The organism is Bradyrhizobium yuanmingense (assembly GCF_029167105.1).
In the GTDB taxonomy this organism is placed as follows: Bacteria; Pseudomonadota; Alphaproteobacteria; order Rhizobiales; family Xanthobacteraceae; genus Bradyrhizobium; species Bradyrhizobium yuanmingense_A.
Genome location: NZ_JARFML010000038.1, coordinates 16,742 through 37,989, shown reverse-complemented (window position 1 = coordinate 37,989; position 21,248 = coordinate 16,742). Strand labels below are relative to the sequence as shown.

General features: G+C 58.9%; 24 protein-coding genes and 1 pseudogene. 13 read left to right on the top strand and 12 right to left on the bottom strand.

Annotation, left to right across the window (positions count from 1 at the left end; all coding sequences use genetic code 11):
- Positions 1-6: 6 nt before the first annotated feature.
- Positions 7-1,440, bottom strand: coding sequence for a type II and III secretion system protein family protein (locus P0R31_RS33785; protein WP_430516881.1), 1,434 nt, complete (start codon positions 1,438-1,440; stop codon positions 7-9).
- Positions 1,437-2,153 (bottom strand): winged helix-turn-helix domain-containing protein, encoded by a 717-nt coding sequence (locus tag P0R31_RS33780; protein WP_157287338.1) that lies wholly within the window; start codon positions 2,151-2,153, stop codon positions 1,437-1,439. The genes P0R31_RS33785 and P0R31_RS33780 overlap by 4 nt, the downstream gene beginning before the upstream one ends.
- A 669-nt stretch (positions 2,154-2,822) precedes the next feature.
- Here P0R31_RS33780 and P0R31_RS33775 point away from each other — a divergent pair.
- The gene (locus P0R31_RS33775; RefSeq protein WP_275519000.1) at positions 2,823-2,993 is read left to right on the top strand and encodes a hypothetical protein; all 171 of its coding nucleotides are present in this window, start codon (positions 2,823-2,825) and stop codon (positions 2,991-2,993) included.
- A 776-nt stretch (positions 2,994-3,769) separates the two neighbouring features.
- A pseudogene (locus tag P0R31_RS33770) lies at positions 3,770-4,193 on the top strand (IS110 family transposase); the annotation flags it as partial.
- Positions 4,194-4,406: 213 nt separating this feature from the next.
- Here the strand turns inward: P0R31_RS33770 and P0R31_RS33765 are convergent.
- Positions 4,407-4,604, bottom strand: coding sequence for a hypothetical protein (locus P0R31_RS33765; protein WP_157287677.1), 198 nt, complete (start codon positions 4,602-4,604; stop codon positions 4,407-4,409).
- Between the two features lie 11 nt (positions 4,605-4,615).
- On the opposite strand from P0R31_RS33765, the gene P0R31_RS33760 reads away from it, so the two are divergent.
- The 3 genes from P0R31_RS33760 to P0R31_RS33750 all read left to right on the top strand — a co-directional run bounded on the left by P0R31_RS33760 (position 4,616) and on the right by P0R31_RS33750 (position 8,383).
- The gene (locus P0R31_RS33760; protein ID WP_275518996.1) at positions 4,616-5,002 is read left to right on the top strand and encodes a hypothetical protein; all 387 of its coding nucleotides are present in this window, start codon (positions 4,616-4,618) and stop codon (positions 5,000-5,002) included.
- A gap of 351 nt (positions 5,003-5,353) precedes the next feature.
- Entirely contained in the window at positions 5,354-5,923 is a 570-nt protein-coding gene (locus tag P0R31_RS33755) for a hypothetical protein (RefSeq protein ID WP_275518994.1), read from the top strand.
- A gap of 18 nt (positions 5,924-5,941) precedes the next feature.
- Entirely contained in the window at positions 5,942-8,383 is a 2,442-nt protein-coding gene (locus P0R31_RS33750; protein WP_275518992.1) for an NEL-type E3 ubiquitin ligase domain-containing protein, read from the top strand.
- Between the two features lie 137 nt (positions 8,384-8,520).
- Here P0R31_RS33750 and P0R31_RS33745 read toward each other — a convergent pair whose 3' ends face one another.
- The 4 genes from P0R31_RS33745 to P0R31_RS33730 are packed head-to-tail and all read right to left on the bottom strand — an operon-like array spanning position 8,521 to position 10,161.
- Positions 8,521-8,727 (bottom strand): hypothetical protein, encoded by a 207-nt coding sequence (locus P0R31_RS33745; RefSeq protein ID WP_275518990.1) that lies wholly within the window; start codon positions 8,725-8,727, stop codon positions 8,521-8,523.
- A gap of 9 nt (positions 8,728-8,736) precedes the next feature.
- Positions 8,737-9,381, bottom strand: coding sequence for a transposase (locus P0R31_RS33740; RefSeq protein ID WP_275518988.1), 645 nt, complete (start codon positions 9,379-9,381; stop codon positions 8,737-8,739).
- A complete protein-coding gene (locus P0R31_RS33735) occupies positions 9,338-9,544 on the bottom strand; it encodes a hypothetical protein (protein WP_210253367.1) in 207 nt (68 codons plus the stop codon). Before P0R31_RS33735 ends, P0R31_RS33740 begins: the two co-directional genes overlap by 44 nt.
- The gene (locus P0R31_RS33730; RefSeq protein ID WP_275519016.1) at positions 9,541-10,161 is read right to left on the bottom strand and encodes an ISL3 family transposase; all 621 of its coding nucleotides are present in this window, start codon (positions 10,159-10,161) and stop codon (positions 9,541-9,543) included. The genes P0R31_RS33735 and P0R31_RS33730 overlap by 4 nt, the downstream gene beginning before the upstream one ends.
- 3 nt (positions 10,162-10,164) lie before the next feature.
- Here P0R31_RS33730 and P0R31_RS33725 point away from each other — a divergent pair, with 3 nt between their 5' ends.
- The 5 genes from P0R31_RS33725 to P0R31_RS33705 all read left to right on the top strand — a co-directional run bounded on the left by P0R31_RS33725 (position 10,165) and on the right by P0R31_RS33705 (position 13,858).
- Complete coding sequence (locus P0R31_RS33725; RefSeq protein WP_157287680.1) at positions 10,165-10,353, top strand: hypothetical protein; 189 nt, start codon at positions 10,165-10,167, stop codon at positions 10,351-10,353.
- Positions 10,354-10,419: 66 nt separating this feature from the next.
- Entirely contained in the window at positions 10,420-10,680 is a 261-nt protein-coding gene (locus P0R31_RS33720; RefSeq protein WP_275518987.1) for a hypothetical protein, read from the top strand.
- Between the two features lie 103 nt (positions 10,681-10,783).
- Complete coding sequence (locus P0R31_RS33715) at positions 10,784-11,071, top strand: hypothetical protein (RefSeq protein WP_275518985.1); 288 nt, start codon at positions 10,784-10,786, stop codon at positions 11,069-11,071.
- Positions 11,061-12,500 carry a hypothetical protein gene (locus tag P0R31_RS33710; RefSeq protein ID WP_275518983.1) on the top strand — a complete coding sequence of 480 codons (1,440 nt, stop codon included), beginning with the start codon at positions 11,061-11,063 and terminating at the stop codon, positions 12,498-12,500. Before P0R31_RS33715 ends, P0R31_RS33710 begins: the two co-directional genes overlap by 11 nt.
- 329 nt (positions 12,501-12,829) lie before the next feature.
- Positions 12,830-13,858 (top strand): hypothetical protein, encoded by a 1,029-nt coding sequence (locus P0R31_RS33705; protein ID WP_275518981.1) that lies wholly within the window; start codon positions 12,830-12,832, stop codon positions 13,856-13,858.
- Between the two features lie 165 nt (positions 13,859-14,023).
- On the opposite strand, the gene P0R31_RS33700 is transcribed toward P0R31_RS33705, so the two are convergent.
- From P0R31_RS33700 to P0R31_RS33685, 4 genes are read right to left on the bottom strand one after another with little or no spacing between them, the layout of a single operon-like run.
- Positions 14,024-14,617: a hypothetical protein gene (locus P0R31_RS33700; RefSeq protein ID WP_157287684.1), complete on the bottom strand. Its 594-nt coding sequence runs from the start codon at positions 14,615-14,617 to the stop codon at positions 14,024-14,026.
- Positions 14,607-15,761 carry an XRE family transcriptional regulator gene (locus P0R31_RS33695; RefSeq protein WP_275518979.1) on the bottom strand — a complete coding sequence of 385 codons (1,155 nt, stop codon included), beginning with the start codon at positions 15,759-15,761 and terminating at the stop codon, positions 14,607-14,609. The genes P0R31_RS33700 and P0R31_RS33695 overlap by 11 nt, the downstream gene beginning before the upstream one ends.
- A 12-nt stretch (positions 15,762-15,773) precedes the next feature.
- On the bottom strand, positions 15,774-17,123 hold the full coding sequence (locus tag P0R31_RS33690; RefSeq protein WP_275518977.1) for a 7-cyano-7-deazaguanine synthase: 1,350 nt from the start codon (positions 17,121-17,123) through the stop codon (positions 15,774-15,776).
- Positions 17,120-17,692 (bottom strand): hypothetical protein, encoded by a 573-nt coding sequence (locus P0R31_RS33685; protein ID WP_157287690.1) that lies wholly within the window; start codon positions 17,690-17,692, stop codon positions 17,120-17,122. The genes P0R31_RS33690 and P0R31_RS33685 overlap by 4 nt, the downstream gene beginning before the upstream one ends.
- Positions 17,693-17,868: 176 nt before the next feature.
- Between P0R31_RS33685 and P0R31_RS33680 the strand changes: the two genes are divergently transcribed.
- The 3 genes from P0R31_RS33680 (at position 17,869) to P0R31_RS33670 (ending at position 19,425) form a co-directional block, all read left to right on the top strand.
- Positions 17,869-18,981, top strand: coding sequence for a Fic family protein (locus tag P0R31_RS33680; RefSeq protein ID WP_157287692.1), 1,113 nt, complete (start codon positions 17,869-17,871; stop codon positions 18,979-18,981).
- Between the two features lie 191 nt (positions 18,982-19,172).
- Positions 19,173-19,304 (top strand): hypothetical protein, encoded by a 132-nt coding sequence (locus tag P0R31_RS33675; RefSeq protein ID WP_275518975.1) that lies wholly within the window; start codon positions 19,173-19,175, stop codon positions 19,302-19,304.
- Positions 19,285-19,425, top strand: a complete 141-nt coding sequence (locus tag P0R31_RS33670; protein ID WP_198400028.1) for a hypothetical protein — start codon at positions 19,285-19,287, stop codon at positions 19,423-19,425. The genes P0R31_RS33675 and P0R31_RS33670 overlap by 20 nt, the downstream gene beginning before the upstream one ends.
- A gap of 147 nt (positions 19,426-19,572) precedes the next feature.
- Here the strand turns inward: P0R31_RS33670 and P0R31_RS33665 are convergent, their stop codons facing one another.
- Entirely contained in the window at positions 19,573-21,195 is a 1,623-nt protein-coding gene (locus P0R31_RS33665; protein ID WP_275518973.1) for a hypothetical protein, read from the bottom strand.
- Positions 21,196-21,248 lie beyond the last annotated feature (53 nt).

Below are 21,248 nucleotides of genomic sequence, written 5' to 3'. Positions count from 1 at the left end.
CGGTCCTCATTCGATAATAAACCCGGCTCCGCCGGTCGCCTGTGGTTCAGTGCGGGGAGCGTCGCGGCTTCGTGGGGAACTCGCCAACGTATTCGTCAAAATGCGCCCCGCGTCTGATGGCGGCCGGAGGCGGTCAGTCGGCGCGCGTATCTTGGCGGCATACGATGCTGGCCGCACGATGTACGGGGTAACGACGATGACAAGCTCCGTCTCCTGCTTCTGGAATGAGGAGGACCGAAACAGCGCGCCAAGGATCGGGACATCGCCTAACCCAGGAAACGTGCTGATGTCGGTGTTGAAATTGCGCCTAATGAGCCCGCCGATTGCAAAGCTTTGACCGCTGGCAAGCTCGACGACAGTACTGGCACGTCGCGTGGAGAGGCCGGGCAGAGACATTCCGTTGATATTGACTTCGCCTTCTTTCGATAACTCGCTGACTTCAGGCTTCACGTGGATATTGATCTGATTGTTGCTGAGAACGGTGGGAACAAACTCCAGGCTGATGCCGAATTGGCGGAATTGAACTGAGACTTGACGATTGTCCTGCATGACCGGAATTGGAAATTCGCCGCCAGCCAGGAAACTTGCTGATTCGCCAGACATCGCAGTAAGATTTGGTTCCGCCAGTACTGACGCGAGGTGCTCGTTGGCGAGCGCGTCAAGAACAGCACTGATGTTCGTGCTGCCAACGCCGACTCCGATACTTGCCGTGCCGCCGCCCCGGCTCGCCCCAGATTTGCCACTGCTAAATCCAAAGGCGATCGCGCCGTTTTGACCCGATGCAGAGAGGTTGATGCCAAACTCCTTCATGGCGCTGCGCGAGACCTCGGCCACGCGCACGCTCAAATTCACCTGTAATGAGCCGGCCACCTGGACCTTGTTGACGACCAGCGCGCCCGCACCGAGAAACTGCTCGGTGATCTTCTTGGCGCGCTCAACGACGTCGGCACTGGGCGCCGTCCCGCTAAGAATAGCGCCGCGTGGCGTATAGGTGACTTGGATCGGATAGTCCCCGAGCTCGGCCCTCAGCGCGGCACGCAGATCCTCCACAGGCTGGGTAACAACAACACGAAACTCGGCTAACGCCTCTCCCTTGTCGTTCAAAGCGAACAAGCTAGTCCGGCCCGATTTTTTTCCAAAGACGAAGATGGTCGTGTTCGATGGCGCCTGGTAATCGGCTATCGTCGGGTCGGCAACAAATATACTGGCCGCCGCCGCCGGAAGACGAACGGTCTTGCCCTGAGAGGAGGAAAGATTCAAGGTTCCGCTAAGGCTGTCGACCGTCGCGCGTGGCGCCCCCTGATTAGTGTCGCGCTTTGTCTGAGCTGCGGAAGGGGAGAGCGGCACGAGCGTGCAGACGGCATATAGAAGGCAGCGGAGGATCGCGGCCGTGACTGCGCTCGGCCGTCGACTGCCGCGAGGATCGAGGGCGAACTTCAAGGCAGCGTCGTTTTCAAGTTTGATCGGCAAGGCGGAGAATCGTTCTTCAGCTCAAGCGCGTAGCCGACGCCACGTGCGGTTTTGATCCGTAGCGTCGCGTCCGACTTGCTCAAATGTGTGCGCAATCGATAGATCCCCACTTCTAAGGCATTGGTCGAGACTTCGTCGTCAAACGCATAGAGACCCTCCTCCAGCGACGCTCGCGGCACGGTACGGCCTGCCCGGCTGAGCAAATGTTCAAGAATGCAGACTTCGCGACGCGCCATTCTTAATGCCCGACCGCCAACTGAGACTTGCCGGCCGATAGGATCGAAATGTAAGTTGCCGAAGGTAACGACGGGTGCCGTCATTTGCGTCGATCGTCGCAAAATGGCGCGCATGCGAGCAATGAGCTCATCAAGAGACACCGGCTTAGGCAGGAAATCGTCGGCACCACCATTGAATATCGCAATCCGGGTGCCGAGATCGTTGAGATTGCTCATCATCATGGCGGGCATCGAACATCCTTCGCGCCTCAACTGTTTGAGCCAGTCCAGGCCATTTCCATCCGGCAGAACCAATTCGAGCAGGAGAATGTGATAGCTGGCGCAACCAAGCGCGGTCTCCGCTTCGTCAAGAGTGTGGATTACATCGACGGCAAAGCCGCAAACCAACAGCGTTTCCTTGGCGGCTCGCACAAAGGCCGCATCGCGATCTACCAGGAGAATTCGCATTTCATCGCCTATCGAAAGACTGCGCTAAGACCCAAGCGAATGACGATCGACAACGAACTCCGGTGTACCCACCGCGTGCTCGAGCAGGCCGAGTTGGCGAGGAGGTGACTGAAGAGAGATTCGCACGAGTCCTGATTGCTCCTTCTAATGAACGGACCATGACTTATGAGGCTTCAGGTAAGATCAGCAAAATCTATTTTATTTATGATAGGTATCCAACTCGCGAATAGATCGTAGCGCGATGCATGGAGTAAGGCGCGCCGGGAGTGTAAGATTGCCGAACGAGGCCTGGCTTCGGTGTAACTCGAACGCGTCTAGCAATTGCTATTCCGTCCACACTGGCAATCGTAAATGGATGTAGCAACACTCTTATGCTTCGGTGCGGCGCGTCGAAAAACAGAATCCTCGAGCATCGAGCATCGCCTCTGATGCCGTGGTTGGCCTATCACGTCCAATCGTCATGAGACGAGCGATCGTTTTCGCCGACGGGAGACGGCGACGATTTTGTGCGTCGGCCTCTCCGCCCCGCCGCCTGCGTGTTGTCCATTCTGCGACGACACGAAGGGAGCCTCGGGAGCTGCGCGCCTTGGGCGCCGCCAAAATTCAGCACCGTTCCGCCACCCGGCGACCCACTGGTCGTCGAGCCGGCAGGTGTTTATCGAGCGAACTATGTCGGGTCCGGAAGACATCGTGGCGTTCGCCGCGGATCACCTGACGAACCAGCTTCCCGCTATGTTTAGTCTGAACCACGATCTGCTTAATCGTCCGCTTTTTGACAGCGCCAAGATCGTCGCATTGGTCTTCGCGACGGTTCTTACTGCGGGCGCTCGGCCGCGCTGAGCAGTTGGAATCGATTGTTGTCGCCCCGATCGAGCTCTGATCTCGCGCATCAATTTGCGGATGACATGGAGGCAGGCCCGACTGGCTTATCCATCAAATGCCAATTATCTGCGACATGTATCGCGTGTGGGAGGGCCTTGCCGCAGCTTCGCCATATTCCCCGCCCGATCGCGAGCGACGATAGCGATCGTGGGGTGAGCGGCGAGCTAGGCTTGGGTTGTCGACGGCTCACGATCTGGCAGCAGGGTAACGATCCGACGCTTTTCAGGTCATGGTGGCGCATCGGGTGATCGCGCCGCCACGCCCAATCATCAACGCCGATAACCTTGAGCGGGTCAGATGGGGACGGTAACGGCGTCCGACGACGCGCAGGAGAGTATACTTTCTCACTGGCACGGCCGACCGCCAAGGCCGAGCCGAGGTGATGAACGATAGACTCCAGCCTCGCCGTGCGGCGCGCCGATGGAGAGCCAGTCCCCTGCGCCGAAAAGCTCAGCCAAACCGTTGCGCACGATGGACACAGACCGACACTCCCGGAGAGCTCGGCCAGAATAAGGGCCTTATCGCCTTCGTAGTAAGCACTCTTCTACAACAAACCCACGCGGCACCAGACTAGAGCAATGGAGTGCTCGCTGCATGGCGCTGATTACGGTAATCAACGCGACAGACATCTCCCAAACTGCATCGAAAGTGATGGTGTGGAACGGCCCTTCGAACTGGCATCAAAAGTGCCTAACGTGGTCCGTAGAGAGGCGCCACAAAGGGAGGACCGTTCCGTGGAGAAGATTATCACATTGGGTTTGGATTTGGCCAAGTCGATCTTCCAAGTTCACGGCATCGCTGAAAAAGGGGAAAGTCTTGATTCGCCGCACATTGCGGCGATCGCAGGTTCTGCCCTTCTTTCGGAACCTTCCAACTTGCTTGGTAGGTATCCAGGCCTGTGCGAGTGCCCATCACGGGGCGCGCGAGATCGCGGCACTGGGCCACGCTGTCCGTATGAAGCCGCCAGCCTACGTGAAGCCTTACGTCAAACGAAACAAGACCGACGTGACGGATGCTGAAGCCATTTGTGAGGCGGTTACCCGCCCGACAATGCGGTTCGTCCCGGTGAAGACTGCCCAACAACAAGCAACCAGCATGATTTTGCGAACGCGAGAGATGCTGATGAGGCAGCGCAGCCAGACTGCAAACTGGCATCGCAAGCATGCGGTGCGCGCGCTGCGGCGACGCGAGGCGGTTGGACCGGGCGAGGTCGAGGCAACAAGAAAGCGAAGACAGATATGGCGCGACGATCAAGGACGCGCTGACTGCGCTGTGGGAGGCGTCGGATCGGGTGTGCGGCAAGCGGCTCAAGGTGATGATCCCGACCTTGCTGCCTGCCCTTAGCAACATGGCCGATTGCAGCTTGGCCAGTCAGACCGTGATCGTGTTCTGGCTATCTGCGCTGCCACCATCGATCGCCTGCTCGTCGATGTGAAGATCGCGGCGAGCGGCGGCAGGCGGCGCCGTGCCGGGTTCTATTCGGCAATCCAGCGCGAGGTCCCGATCCGCACGTTCAATGACTGAAACAGCCCGGTGCCCGGCTTCTGCGAGGTTGACATGGTCGCCCATGGCGGCACTCGGTGGCTGGCTCGTTCATCCGAACCCTCACGATGGTCGATGTCGGCACCGGCTGGGCGGAGTGCCTGCCGTTGCTGACGCGGGAAGGTTCGCTCGTCGTCGAGGCGATCAACCGCGCACAGAGCCTGTTCCCCTGGTTGTTGCGCGGCGTTGACTTCGACAACGATAGCGCCTTCATGAACGATGTCGTCGTGCCATGGTGTCGTGAACAGAAGCTCGAAGTCACTCCCTCGCGCGAAGAAGAACGATCAGGCGTTTGTCGAGCAGAAGAATGGTGCCGTCGTCCGCCGCCTCATGGGCTATGGCCGCTTCGATGGCGTCGAGACGGCGCGTATGATGGGCGGCGGCACGGCTCTACGTCAACTTCTTCCAGCCTTCGTTCAAGCTGAAAGAGAAGCGTCGCGAAGGGGCGAAAGTGATCAAGCGCTATCATCTCCCATCGACGCCCTATGAGCGTGCCTTGGCGCATCCCAAGGTGACCGCGGCCGTGAAGAAACGGCTACGCGATCAGTATCGCTCGGTCCGGTCGCGCTGTTTGCGGAGATTTGCGCGGCCCAAGAGGAATTAGGCAATCGCGTCGATCGTCGTGCCGGACAGGCGCGCGGCCCGCAACCGCTCACACTAGCATCCTGCCAGCGACCGCGGCGACGTTCGCGAAGACGCTCGGCAAGACCGCGACGGTCGGCGAGCCGCGTGCCACGCACGGGCGAACTCGTCGGCCCTGTAGGACCAGAGTTCGCATGCCGTCCAAGCTCGACCCGCATATTGCCGCGATCGAAGCGTGGCTCGCAGAGCAGCCGCAGCTGACGGCGCTCGCAATTGTCGGCCGGCTGCGCGAGAAATCCCCCGAGGAGTTCGGAAAGAGACAGCATTCGATTGTGCAACGTCTGCTGAGGGCGCTCAGACGGAGAGCTACCGAACGGTTGGTCGCCCAGGGCCCGCTCGACGACGCCGCGACCGCTGCCCCATTGCGCGGGGTTGTGGGCGGCTCGGGCTATGTAGGGCCCGACCTGACCACAGCCCCTCTCGTCGAGCAAGCCGGGAAAGCCGTCTGGCGCGACCGATTAATCGACATCGGATCGTCATCGGGCAATGGCGCCATCACGGTAACATTCGCAGATGCGGCGGGGTCAGATAGCAAAGACGGTGAACGGCCCAACAAAGTCGGGGCCGCGGTCCGCAGATCGTCGATCATGGGTCCCGTTCTAACTTTGGGCGGCCACGATCATGCTGATTTCTCGTCAGCTTCTCGAAAGCTAAACCTATTAGCGAGGACGTGTTTATATCGAGATCCGGTGTCAACCGCTTAGATCTGCCAGGAGAATGGGATGGATCCGCTTGACAACCTCAACCCCTTCGTGGTGTCGGGCGTCGAGCGGACGCATGACGACGCGCTGCAAACGCAGCAGGCGGACCAAACGGGCTTTCAGCAGCACCTGAACGAGTTTCAATCGCACCAGCGCCGATCTCCCAATTCAGCCAGCCTCGGCCAGGCCTATCTTGTGTCGAACACAGATGCAGAGCAGTTGAGCATGCAGCATGGGGATCGCGTCGGGCGGAGCACCTCGCGGTCGTCCCCGGATCCGGCCTCTGAACAAGGGGGCGATCAGAATGTGGCTCACAGTGGGCAGTTGCCGGCCGACAGTTTCGGCCTGACAGATTACCGGCACGTGATGGATGTAGCTGCCGATTGGCCCACACATAGTGTCGATCAGGAGGAGCATCCGTGGGCTGAGGCCGATGATGATGTGGTGACGGAGTGGCCGACGTTCGGCGTGATTCTCGCGGCATCGATCCCAAGCCGACAATCCTGGCCGGTCGACGGCAACGCTTCAAGAGGAGATCCCCGGCTCGCCCGAGCCCCGGCGCGGTTGACCGGAGCCTTGCACGGCACAGGCTTCTCGACCTCTGGCTCGGCCAGCAATCTGACGGGCCTTGAAGACCCCGTCCTCAGCGAAGCGCGGCTTGACCAGATCCTGGACACATGGGCTGGCGAGGCAGCGCAGACGGAAAACGAGGACCGGCGCGAGGCCATAAGACGAATAAGAGCCTGGGCAGAAGCGGGCTACGTCTATGCACGGCTGGAGCTGACATACCTAGGCTTAACAACATTGCCTGCGGCCTTTCCGCCCGTACTCCAGTCGCTCGACGTGAGCAACAACGATTTGGTGCACCTGCCCGACACGCTCCCGACTGGCCTGCGGTGGCTCGGCGCCAGCGACAACCGATTGGCCAGCCTGCCCGACACGTTCCCGGCGGGGCTGCAGTCACTCGAAATCGGCAACAACCAGCTGACTGGACTGCCCGAAGCTCTTCCAGAAAGCCTTTCTACGCTCGCTATCGGCAGCTGCCGGCTGACCAGCCTGCCCGACACACTGCCGGCCGGGCTCCAGGACCTCGATGTCCGTGGTAACCTGCTGACCAGCCTGCCCAACGCACTCCCGACCGGACTTCGGACACTTGCGGTTGGCGGCAACCGGCTGACTAGCTTACCCGAGACCCTGCCGCCCGACCTCCAGGAGCTCGAAGCCGACGGCAACCGGCTGACCAGCCTGCCCATCACCCTCCCTGCCGAGCTCCGGCTGCTCTACGCCTGCGACAACGACCTGAACAACCTGCCTGACACCCTCCCGCCTGAGCTTCAGAGACTCCACGTCGGCGGCAACAGGCTGACGAGCTTGCCTGAGACCCTGCCGGCCGCGCTCCAAGTGCTCGAGGCACGAGGTAACCGGCTGACCAGCCTGCCGGAGACGCTGTTAACTCAGCTGGGTTCTGGGTGCATGGTTTATGTAGAGGACAATCCGCTGTCCGAGCGGGTGCGGACGAATCTGGCGGGAGCCCTGAATGCCCCGGGCTATGGCGGTCCACGCGTCTTCTTCTCGATGAGTGAGGGAACGGCTGTCGGTTCAGCGCGACCCGTGAGCGAGATGGTAGCGGACTGGATGGAGGGCGAGCCGGAGCTGATCGCGGCCTGGCAAAACTTCGCCGACGAGGCGGGGGCGTCGGAATATGCGATTTTCCTCGACAGGCTGCGGAGCACCGTGAACTATGGCAATCCCGAGTTTCGAAAAGCGGTAGCCGAGGATCTGCGGCAAGCAGCGATCAGGCCGCACGTACGCCAGCAGTATTTCCAGCTGGCGTTTGGGGCGAGCGAGACCTGCCAAGATCGCATCACCCTAACTTGGAACGGCATGCAGACGGCACGCCTGAACGCTGATGTCGAGGAGGGAGCCTATGACAATCGTCTCGGCGAGCTCGTCCACCAGGCGCGGATCATGTTCCGCCTGAGCGCACTCGAGCGTATCGCTCGTCAGAAGGTCGGCTCCCTTCAATTCGTCGACGAGATCGAGGTCTATCTCGCCTATCAGGTCAAGCTGCGCGAGCGGCTGGACCTACAGCTCATCGCTCCGGATATGCGATTCTTTGATGTCTCCTACGTCACTGAGTACGACCTCATCGCGGCCGAGACGCAGGTGCGGAATGAGGAGGCGGCGGGGTTCGCCGATTATCTGGCGACTCGCTGGCAACCCTGGGAGACGGTGGTGGGCCGGATTGCCCCCGCAGCCCATGCACAGACGCGGGACCGGCTGATCGCGGCGATGGGCGAGGAGTTCCAGAGCCGCCTCGAACAACAGCTCGCCGCTCACGACCTGATCGGAAATACCGATGCCGAGTTGCAGTTCGGACCGATAATCCGTGACGAGATCGCCTGCGAAATCAAGGGCGCGCTGTTGCAACGAGTGCTCCGGGACCACGCGGTCGAGCTGTGAAGCTACTCAAAGCGCGATGAGACCAGGATGAATGATCATCGCGCGGGTGTTTGACGAACGCCTCACCTCGGGCGCCTCATGCGGGCGCTTCAGCGTCGACGCGGCCTGCACCGATCGGCATTCCGCGGCTTTCTGCTTCAGCCGGTGGCGCAAAGGCTGTTGCTCAGAATTCCGGCCGACCGCTCGAGCGTTCCCGCGCAGCGGGATCTTAATCGGCCGTTGAACTGCGGTTTGTTGCCAAGTTTCTCTTCGATGTCGCGCGGCGAACAGGATGGAAGTGGAGCGTCGATCAGGGGTTCTTCCGCATATTTGGTGCAGGTCCCTTTGCCTTTCATCGTGCACATTATGCATCGTCAGACGGCTGCAAGCAGCCTGTTTCTGAGCAGTGCATATCCTGAACGCCCATACATTTGGCGCTTGATCGTCTTGAGACGATTGATTTGTCCCTCGACGGGGCTGGTGCTCCAGGGCTGGGTGATGGCTGCGCGGACAGCTGCAATGTCGCGGCCGATGCCTTGTGCAAGCGAGGCCAGTTCGCTGGTCGAAGCATCCTCGATCCATTGATCGAGACCCGCGTCATCGTCGCCCCGTATCAATGCCGCGAGCCGTCGAGCGAGCTCACCGGCATTCGAAAGCTCCGGCGCATTCTCATAGAGATGATGAAGGAACCGCTCGGTCTGCTCATCGAGCGATGTAGGCTCTTTGCTCAGGAGCCATGCACAGTTGCGGCGCGAGGGCAGTCGCCACCGCACATTTGGCGCAGCCGTCGATGAACCCTGCTGACGGGCAGCAGTCCACCGGTAGACGGTCGCCTTGCTGCCTTCAAAGCTGCGGAGCTTGATTTTGGTCCACAATTGCAAACCGCGCCGTTCACCTTCCTCCCAGCGCTTTTCCAGATAATCTCGAAAAGGATCAATGAGGACAGAGTCCGCGGGTGGCCGCCGGTGCTCAGGCTCACCGCCCGCAGCAAGCCACCGTTCGACCGTTCTCACGCTCATGCCGATCCGCGGCGCGATCCGACAGGCCGGCGGCGCGCAAATCGAGGATTTCGACATAGAGTGAACTGCGGTGGCTGCGCCGCGAGCGGCGCAGGGCCTCAAGTTTCGTTGCAGGCTCTGGTTCCGGCTTGGCTTTGTCGTTTTCGACCATCTCGGCAATCATGGCTTTTCCTGCAGCACCGACCGCCTTGCGATGACGGCCAACACCAGACGCAGCGCTTCACCCAAATTTTGGAGAAGGTGAAAACGGTCGGCGACCTGGATTGCATCGGGAGCACCGCGACGGGCACCTTCAGAATGAATGCCGGCACGATCGCGCGCGATCACCTCAATGCCTGGATGGCGTCCCAGCCAAGACGCGACCGTATCGGCATTTCGGTCCGGCAAAACATCAATGACGCGATTGCGTTCCAGATCGCAGATGATGGTCCCGTAGCGCAGCCCCTTGCGCCAGGCCCAGTCGTCGATGCCGATTACACGCGGCGCTCCTGGCGAACTGAACTCGGCTGCGCGGATCATCCGCAGCAGCGTGTCGCCGCTGGCCGGCATGGCCAGCCTGCGCGACAGACGCGCATCCGGCTCCCCGCCGACCGCGAAGCCGATCGCCAGTTGGCTTTCGCTGAGCCGGGACGTGCGTCTCGCTTTCGGCCGCACCGTTTCTGGCAACCGCTCAGTAAATATGCGACGCGAGCATTGCGAATTCGCGCATCGAAACCGTCGCGCGTGAAGCCGGATCTCGACAACCCGACCCTGCCACGGCAGATCGGATAAGCGTCGCACGTAATGGCTGTGGACGCGGTGACCTGCCACTGGATTTTCATCCAGCGGCAGTTAGAGTCTCGGGGTTTTGTGAAACGCTCCCCAAAACTAGGCCAGCCAGAGCTGGAATTTTCCGGGTTCAAAGACAAGGACCAGAGCATGAAGCGCAGCCGCTTTTCGGAAGAGATGGGGTATTCGGTCCCGATCGCCTGACCGATTTGCTGCGCGGCACGTTTGGGCTGACGATCATGGACCAACTCCATCCGAAGGAGAAAAGTCATGATCTACGTCGGCCTCGATGTTCCGCTGAATTCCGTTGCGGTATGTGCGGTGGACGAGACCGGAAAGCTTATCCGGGAGGGAACCACCTTGGCAGACGCGCCATCGATTGTGCAGTACCTCGAACCATGGGCTGGTCAAGTTGAACGGGTGGGCCTTGAGGCAGGACCGACGTCAGAATGGCTGACCGCAAATCTAGTCGAACTGGGGCTGCCGGCCGTCAGTTTGGAAGAAGGAGGGCGCTGCGGCGACTCTAAATAGCAAGCGCGGCTATCCGAAGCTGGAAAAAGGTCTGCACTATGACGCGATCCGCTGGTTCGGGCGTGCCGTTGGTCTTCTTGTCAAAGCAGAATACGAAGACGAATTGGTGGAAGCCCTGCGCGGTTGCAGCATTGCGTATATGGAGGCTGGTCTTTACTGGGCCGGACGCAATTACGCACTCGCAGCCGTTACGGGCGAATGCCGCAAATTCGAGCAGTCCGGGAGTGTCGAAGGCATCGACCCATCGATATTCACGCACTGGTTCGAGTGTGAACTACAATTGGGTCGCGTTCCCTTTGCACTAACAGCGTATGAGCTGGGAGCGAACATCCGACATGGGCGCTCGCGGACGGACGAGCAAAAGGAATTTGCGGAAAAAAATGCGTATTGAGCAAGGCCACCGACTTGCGGCGTTCATGATAGCAACCGAATTTGGTGATCTACCCGCGCTGACGAAACTTCCGGCTGCGCTCGATCGCCTCGGTCTTCTGCAGGTCAGCACAGTGTTGCTTTTCTTGCTTGGCGGCGATGAAGCACTGCGCGGCGAGGACGGCCTTCCGAAGACAGAAACGCCGGAGATGATTGAATCATTTTTCAACATGATGGCGGTCGCAGGCAGAGATGCCGAATTTGTTAGGCCAGAATATTTACTGGCTGACCAAGTGCACCTGCGATCACGCGTCCTTGGGTGCGGCATTGTCGCAAATTGCCAAAACTCCCTTACATCGATTGGCATCGGCGAAGGCCTGTTGGGCGCGTTGGAGTCCTTGCTCGCAACCAGCCTGAATCTGACGACGCTGCCCAACTTGGATCATTTGGAAATCCGGTTTGTCCAAAGCGATGACGCGCCGCTTACTCCGGTGCTGAGCTTCATTGAAGAAAAGGGATCGACTATTGCGGTTGTGACCCACCGTCCACGGTTGACGTATGCGAACCGGAAAGAAGCAGCCGAGTTCTATGACTGGCTCGCACAGTCGGTTATGCGGATATTTGTTACGTTCGCCGTGCCCGCAGATTCCGACGCTTGGGGCGCTGCGGTCCTAGACGACGAGAGCGGGTTCTCGCGCGCGATCACGTTTTCGAATGTGCCGACAATGTATGGCGTCATTTTTGGTGGAAAGGAGAAAATCTCGATCGATGACTGGAGTGAGGACGGCGACGAGCCGGTCGCACTCACCCGAACGGCTGCGTGGTCGCCGAAGCTTCCCGACGAGAAGGAGCGCCCGGGGCCTGTAAAATATGGCGAGGGGCAAGCGCCAGAAGGCATGTTCGATCTCGAGAGAATGCGGCACACTGATTATCGAGTCGTCAGTCCGATTGATGCAAAGAAATGGGATGCCGCCGTTTGGCGCGGGACATTCTATATGTGTTCGCCTGGGTCACGCATGATTCCGATACTCGGGCTCACGTTTGAAAATGCTGAGCCTGCGGCAGGCATTTTCGAGGCGTGGCGCGAGCGGTTCGGCGATAGCGACCCGGAAGATCGTTTGCGGCTCGCAATTGTCACTGGAGTCAATATTTCTAACCCGCATGCCTATGCGGTCGTCGTTGGCCCCAACATGGACAAAATCAGGTCGGTCTCAACAGACATTGTTGGTTTCGTGGCACGGCGGAATATCATGACGCCAGCTTCGTCGAGAAATCTCGATATGTTCCTGAGTGAGAACCGCCGTATCGGCCGGTTCATGCTCGCGCCAGCGCACATGAGAAGCGAAACCGAGCCGCCAGATCCCATCGGGGATTTCGGCTGGAGAAATCCCATCTGGTTGTTCGTCCCGCATGGACCGTCGGGGAAAACGATCCCGACAGCTGCGCTCTAGATCTGGATGACCCGCCGATCATTCCCATGGATCAGGCAAACGCCCCTGTCCTGAAGGCGCTCGCCCAAAAAGGCGGAGTTTTTGGCGAAGCGCCGTAAGCCTGGAGAAAAGGACGACGACGAATAAAGGCCCGTCGGTTCAGAGCCTTAAGGTTTCAGTTGGTCTGCTCTTGGCCTACCGCACGAGTTCAGCGAAAACGGCGCCGGCGCTCGCGAGACAACCGTGCTAAAAAGGATGCGGGATATTTATATCCCTAGCCTGCATCGACACGCGCAATGTAAGGCACGAAATTTCCTGAAATACCTAACGAATCCCCTTAGAGTCACCGTATGGATGAAGCCGAACCGTCAAGAGACGATGAGACTATCCTCGCGGCGGAAACGCCACAAGCGACTGCGCCCGAGTGCATACCCGTCAGCCTCAAAGGCTTTGACACTGAGGAGCACGCACGCGCGTTTGGAAACCTTGTAGCAGATTATACGAGGGCCTTGAGCCGCTATATCGATCTGGCCGCATTAGATGGAATAACCATTGCATTCGATTACAATCAGGCGCTGCTCGACATCGATCATGGCTATGAGACCAGCCGCAAGCTCACGCCGTCAGAAGGGATAGCGTTAGGTGTCGCGATGACCCCCGCTGTGATGCGAGCTGGGGTGGTCAAAAGCCATATGCTTTTCCACGCAGGCGTTTTACTGCCCCTCGAAGACGAGAATAGCGAAGACTATCAACAGGCGATCCATACCCTTGCTCATGAATGCGCCCATGTTGAAGTCACCGAGCGGATAGATCGGGCGTTTCCTGGTACGATACTTCAGAAGAAATATTCAGATCACCGGACCGCCCTCCGCTGGGATGTTATACGCGCATGTTGGGACGAATATGCGGTAACGCGGATCTGCGCACAGTTTGGAAAGCAAGCTACCGAGGGATACGAAGAAACATTTATCGCCTCCCTTCAGCAGACCCGTGATCGGGCAAATGAGTTGATAAAAGCGTTCCGGCTTCATGGGAATGTTGGTCAGATCGCGGCAGAGGTCTACGGCACCTACGGCGAGTTAATGAAGTTCGCCTCTTGTCATCTCGGCAACATGGCTGGACTTGGACTCACGCTCGACGACTTGCCAAGGACTAAGGAAGCGATTGCTGGCCATTGGTTTGAGCCTCATTTTGAGAGGCTCAACGAGGCCTGTCAGGCTCTATTCGAAAAGTACGGCAAGTGGAACGACGCGACGTTGTTTGAAGCCATCGGAGATTTGGTCGAAGACGTGTTGGCAGATGGCGGCGTATTCGTTTCTCCGATGGAAGACGGACAATTCTACATGAATATCCCGTACCGCCCCGAAACCATGCCGTAATTCTTGAATGTTTTTCTTTTTAGCTTTCGCCTTTTGGCTCCGCCGGCCGTCCGTCGCTCTCCATCGTCTCAGGTCCGTTTTTCAGACCATCAAACCTTCGGAGGTATCGCGCCAAGCCGTTACAGCGAAGCGGAACGTTTGAGAGGGGCTGGAAGGTAAATGTTGCTATCGGCCAGACCCAAGTGATGGACATTCGGTCGCGCGGTTTTCCCCAATCAGCTTAACGGCCCAATCGCGATTGATCGCGGGAACACGCATCCGCGCATGCTTTAAAGCTGAATAGACGGCGTCAGCCAGCACGGGACGGCTCAAGGTGCTCTCGATATTTGGTCGAACGAGAAGATCAATGCTGTATGCAAGGCCTTGCTGCGGCCAACGCTGGCTCACCACATTTCTCGCCTTGCGGTCATCGGTGATCACAAGGGCTGACTGGGGTTTAAAGGTGGCAAGCGCAATAGCGGCAGCCTCACCGTCGTCGAGGCCGCCGACCAGGTTGTCGCCAGTCAGCTCGAAAAACAATTCCTTCGCATCGCTGTTTAACGTTTCGATGCGGAGAAAGCCGGTGCGAACGAGCTCATCGAGCTCTGCAGCATGATCGCGGCCCCTGATGGGGTGTCGCTGGATCTCCCGGAACGTACGGTCCGCCATGACGATGGGCTGCCCAAGCAACTCTACGAGTCGCCCGGCAATGCCCGTTCCCAGAAAATTGATGGTGACGCTCGCGTCGAATATCAGCGAGTCCGCTTGTTCAGGAGACATCGATAACCAGCTCGTCTCCCTCGGCATCGCCGAACACATCAATGAGTTCGCGAACCTCGACTCTATCCATGCCCAACATTTGGGCCAGTTGTCCCTCCGAGACGACGCCACGATTGTAGGCCGACGCAACGAGATGGGCCAGACGCGGGTTCTTTGGCGTCCGGTCATCCGTAGGAGCAAGATCGCCAAGCACGCCGCGTACCGACTCCTTGTTCAGGCCGCGACGTTTGAGGCTTTCGAATGAGCCCTGCGGCAGGAGTTCAAGGCGCTCCAGTTGACGGCAGACCGCTTCAACCGAAACGTGGAACGTGTGGGCGAGCAGGATAAGATGGCGGGCAGTGAATTTGTTATCGGCCTCAACGATTTCCTGAAATTTGCGGCGAAGGCCGGAGGGAGGCAGCAGGAATGCGTAGGCAAACGCATTCGCAAAGCGCTCGTCAGGGCCGCTGAGAGCCTCATCAACCTCGACCATATCGACCGCGGAACGATTGGTCAGAAAATGCCCAAGCTCATGCGCTGCCGTCATAGCGCGGCGCTCCCACGGGTGCTTGGCATTGAGCAGGATGCATGCGCCGACGGCGGGATCGAATGCGAACACACCCGCCGTTTCTGAGGGTAATCCGCGCACGAAGACCCGGATGCTGAGTTCATTCTCCAGCAAAGAGACGATGTCCGGAATGGGTGCAAGGCCAAGGCCGAGGCGATGGCGCAACTCAGCTGCCGCCTCTTCGGCCTGCCGCTCAACCGATCCCGGTCCAATGGGTTGTTCAGGCAGGTAAAGCTGCGAAGGCTTCAAACCAAGCAGCCGCTCCAGCTCGACCGACGCGCTGGCAAGTTTGTTGAGCTGGCCGATAACTTGCGCAGCGTCCTTCTCGTTTACGTCCACACGGCGGAAGCGGCCTTGCAAGTCCAGTTGCACGGCATCGCGAGCCAGAAGGCGATTCAGTGGAACCCTGTAAAGGTCGGCCAGCTGATCAAGTTCGTCCAGCTTGACCTTCCGCTGGCCTTTCTCGATGGCGATAATCGTTGGTCTTGAGACGGAAAGGGCCTTGGCAGCATCCTCCTGGTTGAGCTTCGCCTCACTGCGAGCGATACGCAGGCGATCTCCTATTTCCGTTGCATCCATGTCTTCAAGACGCGCCATCAGTCACACTTCCTAGCAGGCATTCACAAAGCCGTTCTTACTGAATTTCGCACGAAATGCGCTCCATTCGTTCGCATGCGTGGTCGCAAGCGTTTTAATCTGTTTGGCGGCGTCGGCAAGGGAGGCGTCGGCTTTGCCGATGAGCTCCCAAGCAGCACGCTCAAATATATCGGAAGGCGTTTCTGGCAATGCCAGTTCGGCAAAGCACGACATATCGGCGATCCCATGCACGCCGATGTCGATATCCGAAGGACGCATCTCACGTGATGACGCGTTTGCGCGGCAGTCATCGAGGGTCTCGCCCGATAAGTCGTTCCAGAAATACTGGCCATCGGGCTGACCGGCAGCATGAACCGCCGTACGCCGCAGAAGGCAACCGCCGCAAACCCCGCATGGCATGCCGTCCAGTTCAGTACGGGGGCCTCGCGTGCATGAATGAGTCTTTTGCCAGCCGGAGACACCGTAGCGGACTGCATGGGCGAGGACCTGCCCCTTGGTCCTGAACAACTGCGGGTGATCAAACTCGATGCGGCTGCCGAGAACGCGGCTGATGAAAGCAGCCAGCCGCCGCGTGAAGGCGGGGTGGGTCGTACGGTGCGGACACTCGTCACCAAATGGAATCATGGCGGGCCCGAGCATGCCGACGCCGTTCTCGCCAATAACCACCTTCTTGGCCTTGAACTTGTGCGCGGCAAGCGCGGCCATCACGAAGAATAAAAACGTGCGGGTGCGATAGGTCGGTTCCGGATGCGCGCCGACGGCAAGCGAAATCGGCATGGCAAGGCGCTGGTCGGACTTGTCGCCGTGGCCATCGATAAGCGCATTACGCGCGTTATTGCTTGCGCGGGAAGACGTATGGACACGCAGAATGTTGAATTCGGGCGTCTCCTTTTTGAGGAGCTGCCATTGCAGGAAGCTGTCGAGACCATCGCTGAAGGGCAGAACTACATAGTTATCCAGCGTGAAGTCGAGACTCGTTTGCGTTTTTGCGAGCGTATCCCCCGGGCCTTGAACGAAATGAATCGTCCACTGGTCACCGCTCACATACTCAAGTGCATCGAGCAGGGGCGTCATGGTTTCCGGTTTGTTCCAGAACGCAGGCATGCTCACAGGAATCGTAAGCTCAATGTGCCGCGCCCAGCCTCTGGCGCGCTTGCGTCGAACCATGCGATCGGCGTACGCGACGGCTCCTGCCACAATGACAAGATCCTGTTCTTTGCCCGAGAGTAACTTCGCGCTGTAGTCCTGAAGGGCGCTGGGCGAGAGCCGGATGTCTTTGGTGATGACGCAATCCATCTGTGTGCCGCGCGCCTTTTTCATGCCCGGCCAGCGGATGTTTACATGGGCGATATCGTCGTTCATCGATTACCTCCTCCACGCAGATCTCCGTCAAGATCCAGAGCCCCGGCGCTGCGATTGGACCGTTCGTAAATTTGCCCGCTGCACACGGATGCGGCGAGCGCCTTATAATCCATGCGCCGGGCATCCGATTTCATGCTCTCAAGCAACACGGCGGTCTTCTTGTCGTAGCGAGGAAGCACGGCGGCCGTAACGCGGATATCCGCATCCGCCCGGTTTTTCATGACCGTTTCGACCGCGCGCTGCGCGATGGTTTGTGGTGATACGCCCGTGGCAACCAGCCGCTTGGCCTCCGTCAGGACTTCCCATTCCGCCGGGCCTCCGCGTCCGCGCAGATCGCGCGGAGAGGCGGCATCAGACAGGTGGCCGAAGAGTCCACCTGGACCGTTTAGCGCCTTTTTGAGCTCAGCAATGAAGCCGGCGCCGAGGTCACGGCGGCAGGCGTCGTGCATCGCATCCTGAAATCCGTCGAATCCGCGACCGGCGAGCCGATCAGCGTCGTTGACGGACAGGCGAACCCAACGCTGCACTTTCGGCGGCCTTGGTACCTTCTTGTGGATGTCGTCGCGCATGATTCTACCCTAACGGGCGAAACGAACTTTGTCAAATATACTATCTATCTCTCGCTTTACAATGTCAGGTCTGGCAAAATGCGGAGAATAGGCCCGGTAATCCCCGCACAGAATACGGAGAACAGCCTTGCATGTGCGGAGATTAGCCCGCATAATTTCCGCAAGGAGTGCGGAGAATGACGACCTATATCCATCACAGGCCGGAGTGGCCCAATTTCACATGGGACGCCGACGAACTGGCGCAGCCGCTTGCAACGGTCTGGCAAAAGCAGGGTCGGCTTGTCGGACGTATGCTGTCCCTTGGCTTTCCGCTTCAGGAAGCCGCTGTCCTCAAGACACTGACGGAAGACGTCATTAAATCCAGCGAGATCGAAGGGGAGAACCTCGATCACGAACAAGTCCGCTCATCCATCGCAAGGCGTCTTGGAATCGATGCAGGCGCACTCGCACCCGCCGACCGCAATGTCGAAGGCGTCGTGGAGATGATGCTGGACGCCACCCAGAACTACAGCAAGCCCCTGACCGACGAACGGCTGTTTGGATGGCATGCTTCGCTGTTTCCTACGGGACGCAGCCATATGCGCAAAATCGTCGTTGGCTCTTGGCGCGATGATGCGACTGGGCCCATGCAAGTTGTCTCAGGCCCGGAGGGCAGGCCGCGCGTTCACTATGAAGCTCCGGCTGCGAACAAATTGGCAAACGAGATGGCCGCGTTCCTGAAATGGTTCGAGACTGAGGACAAAACAGACAAGATCATCCGCGCGGCGCTGGCTCATCTTTGGTTCGTTACGATCCATCCGTTCGACGACGGGAACGGCCGGATTGCGCGCGCCATCGCGGACATGGCGCTCGCGCGGGCAGAAAACAGCAAGCAGCGCTTTTATAGTATGTCGGCGCAGATCCGTGCCGAACGTAACGACTATTATAATGTGCTAGAGCGCACGCAAAAAGCCGCACATCTCGACGTGACTGCATGGTTGTCCTGGTTCTTGGGGTGCCTCGATCGCGCTCTTGATGGCGCGGACAAAATCCTACAGGACATATTTGTTCGCGCAGAATTTTGGAAAAAGCATGCGCAGGCCAAGATCAACGCGCGCCAGCGCGACATGCTCAATCGGCTTCTCGATGGATTTTTTGGCAAGCTGACATCAACCAAATATGCAATCATCGAGAAGTGCTCTCCAGACACAGCGCTACGCGATATCAACGAACTTATCGATATGGGTATCCTCGTCAAAGAAGAGGGCGGAGGGAGAAGCACGAGCTACGCGCTCGCAGGCGCGCAGTGACAATTGATCAGTCGTGCAGTCTGTCCATCTCCAAATCAGGTCCTTTTGCCGATTGGCTGACTTCTGAGAATTTTCGGGCGCGTCGGCAAACGCCGCCGGGCTCTACTTTCAGATCAAGACAATGGCCTTGGACAGCATGAACCGAGCGATGAGTTCGTGCATGTCCAGGCCATTTCTGCTAGGATGCCCTTATGAGTGAATCCAAGTCCGACCAAGCCACTGAAAGCGCCAACGCCATTATTGTCGCGCTCGCACAGCAGCATGGCGTTACTTACCGGGAGACCGAGTCTGATCGGCTTGCGAATGCTTTTGCGCGCCTCTGATAATCACATCACGCTGGACGAGACCGAAACGTTATTGCTTGCCCTTGAGCGCGTAGGCCATGTGATCGCCGATGATGCTGACCGGCTTCATGCCGCCTATTTGCGCCAGCGCGTCAAATGACATTCGACGTGTTAGGGATTTTGAGACGCAAGGTTACTTAGGGAACAAATTCGGCCTGAAGGATCTCGCCGATGTTAAGCGGTATGAGCACCGCATATTTTTGCAGCAGTAACGCTTAGTTTCCGCCCCACGAGATTGCGTGCGGCGTTACTGTTTCAAGCGGGCGATGAACTGCTTGAGTGCCACGCGGTCCTGCGCAATCAGATGGAAATGACGCGATGGATATTCGCTGTACGTTTCCCCGCTCACGCGTCCTTCTCCGACATGGCTGATGACGATGGCTATCGCCGGATTGAACCGGCGCAGGGGCCAGCCCGTGGCGGCGTGCAGTTCACCGACATCGACGGCTTCGTTTTCTTCGAGTGCCTTGTGGGCGAGCTCGGCGGCATCGGCCACCGGATCGTGACCGTGCGCCAGCGGGTCGAACATGGCGAACAGTTCGACCTGTGGCCGGACGCGCGGCAAATCGGATAAGGTATGCGAACAGGCGATCATCCCCTCCGCTTCCAGCTCCGCAAGCGCATCCTGAATGTCGCGCAGCTGGCTTTCTGAGAAAGCTTGCGCAAATACTTCGCTGTCGATGAAGGAATCCCACTCATCGCCGCAGTTCTGCGCCATCCACAAGCCCGCCCGTCGCGCCAGCTTCGATAACGAGGTATCGAGCTTGTCGAGCGGATCGGTTGGCTCGGATTGCGTTTTCTGCGGAGGGGGCAGGGCGCGTCCTTGATGCACCCCCTGGCTGGCCTGACCGGCCAGCCAATCGTCCAGCCGGTCGATGACCTTCCGGCAGATCGCCGCGAATTCCCGGATATCGGCGCCGACCAGGTGAACGGTCTGGCCGACCTGCGCGTCCTGCGCATGGACAGCAAATTTATCGTCCACCACGCCGAGATTGTGCCCGATGATGTGGCGCTTTTGAATGTTGAGGCGCAAGGCTTCGAGTTCGGCATCGCTCAAATCGGCGAAGGGATCGAGTTGGATTTCCTGAAACCGGCGCTGCGCGTACTCCATGTTCTGGAAGTCGTTTTTCACGGGCTTGGGAGTCTGTCCGCTTTGCGTCATCCCGTGGAGGTAGACAGCCTTGAGCGTGGCCTCGAAGGCGGTCAGCACATCTTCATGCGCGTTACCGAGCAGCCGGTAGGCAAGTTCTTCCTGTTCGGCCGCGAGTGAGTCCGCGAGATCGACCTGCGAGCCGACCAGCACGCCTTCGCGCGCGAAGTGCAGCCGCAGATTGGGCGCGCCGCAATCGGGGCAGAACAGCGCGATGGCATAGACACCGTAATCCCGGCTGCAATGCTCGCACACCAATTCACGCATCAGGTCTCGGCGTGAAAATCGCGGCTTTGGCCGGTATTTCTTTTCGACCTTCGCTGTGATCTTCAGAAAGCTGTTGGATCCCATCTTGCGGTTGAAGCCTTCAATGATACGGGAGAATTCCGCTTCCACATCGGAGAAGGCGGCGTGTTTGACCGTTGCCAGAGCCGCCTTTGCGTCATCCGGATGCAGAAATTCCCGATCGTCGCCGACGACGCCGCTATATGGGCATACGGTCTGCTTCGATCGCGGCGAGAGCTTCATCCTCTTGCGCGACTCTTCAGACGCGACGTGGTCCGCGTTGTAATCGCCAAGGACAAAATGCCTCGGATGCGCCTGCTCGTTCGGTGAGTAGCGATACACCCGGCCATCCGGCGTGCGCGGCAGCGGCACCGCTAGGTTCATGGTGTTTCCGCTCTTTCCGGTGCTTAGCTGCTCTAGATTTCGGAATTTCATGGTGAGTCTCCCAAGAACTGAGTCTGCAACCATGGCTGGAACGTATCAAGAAC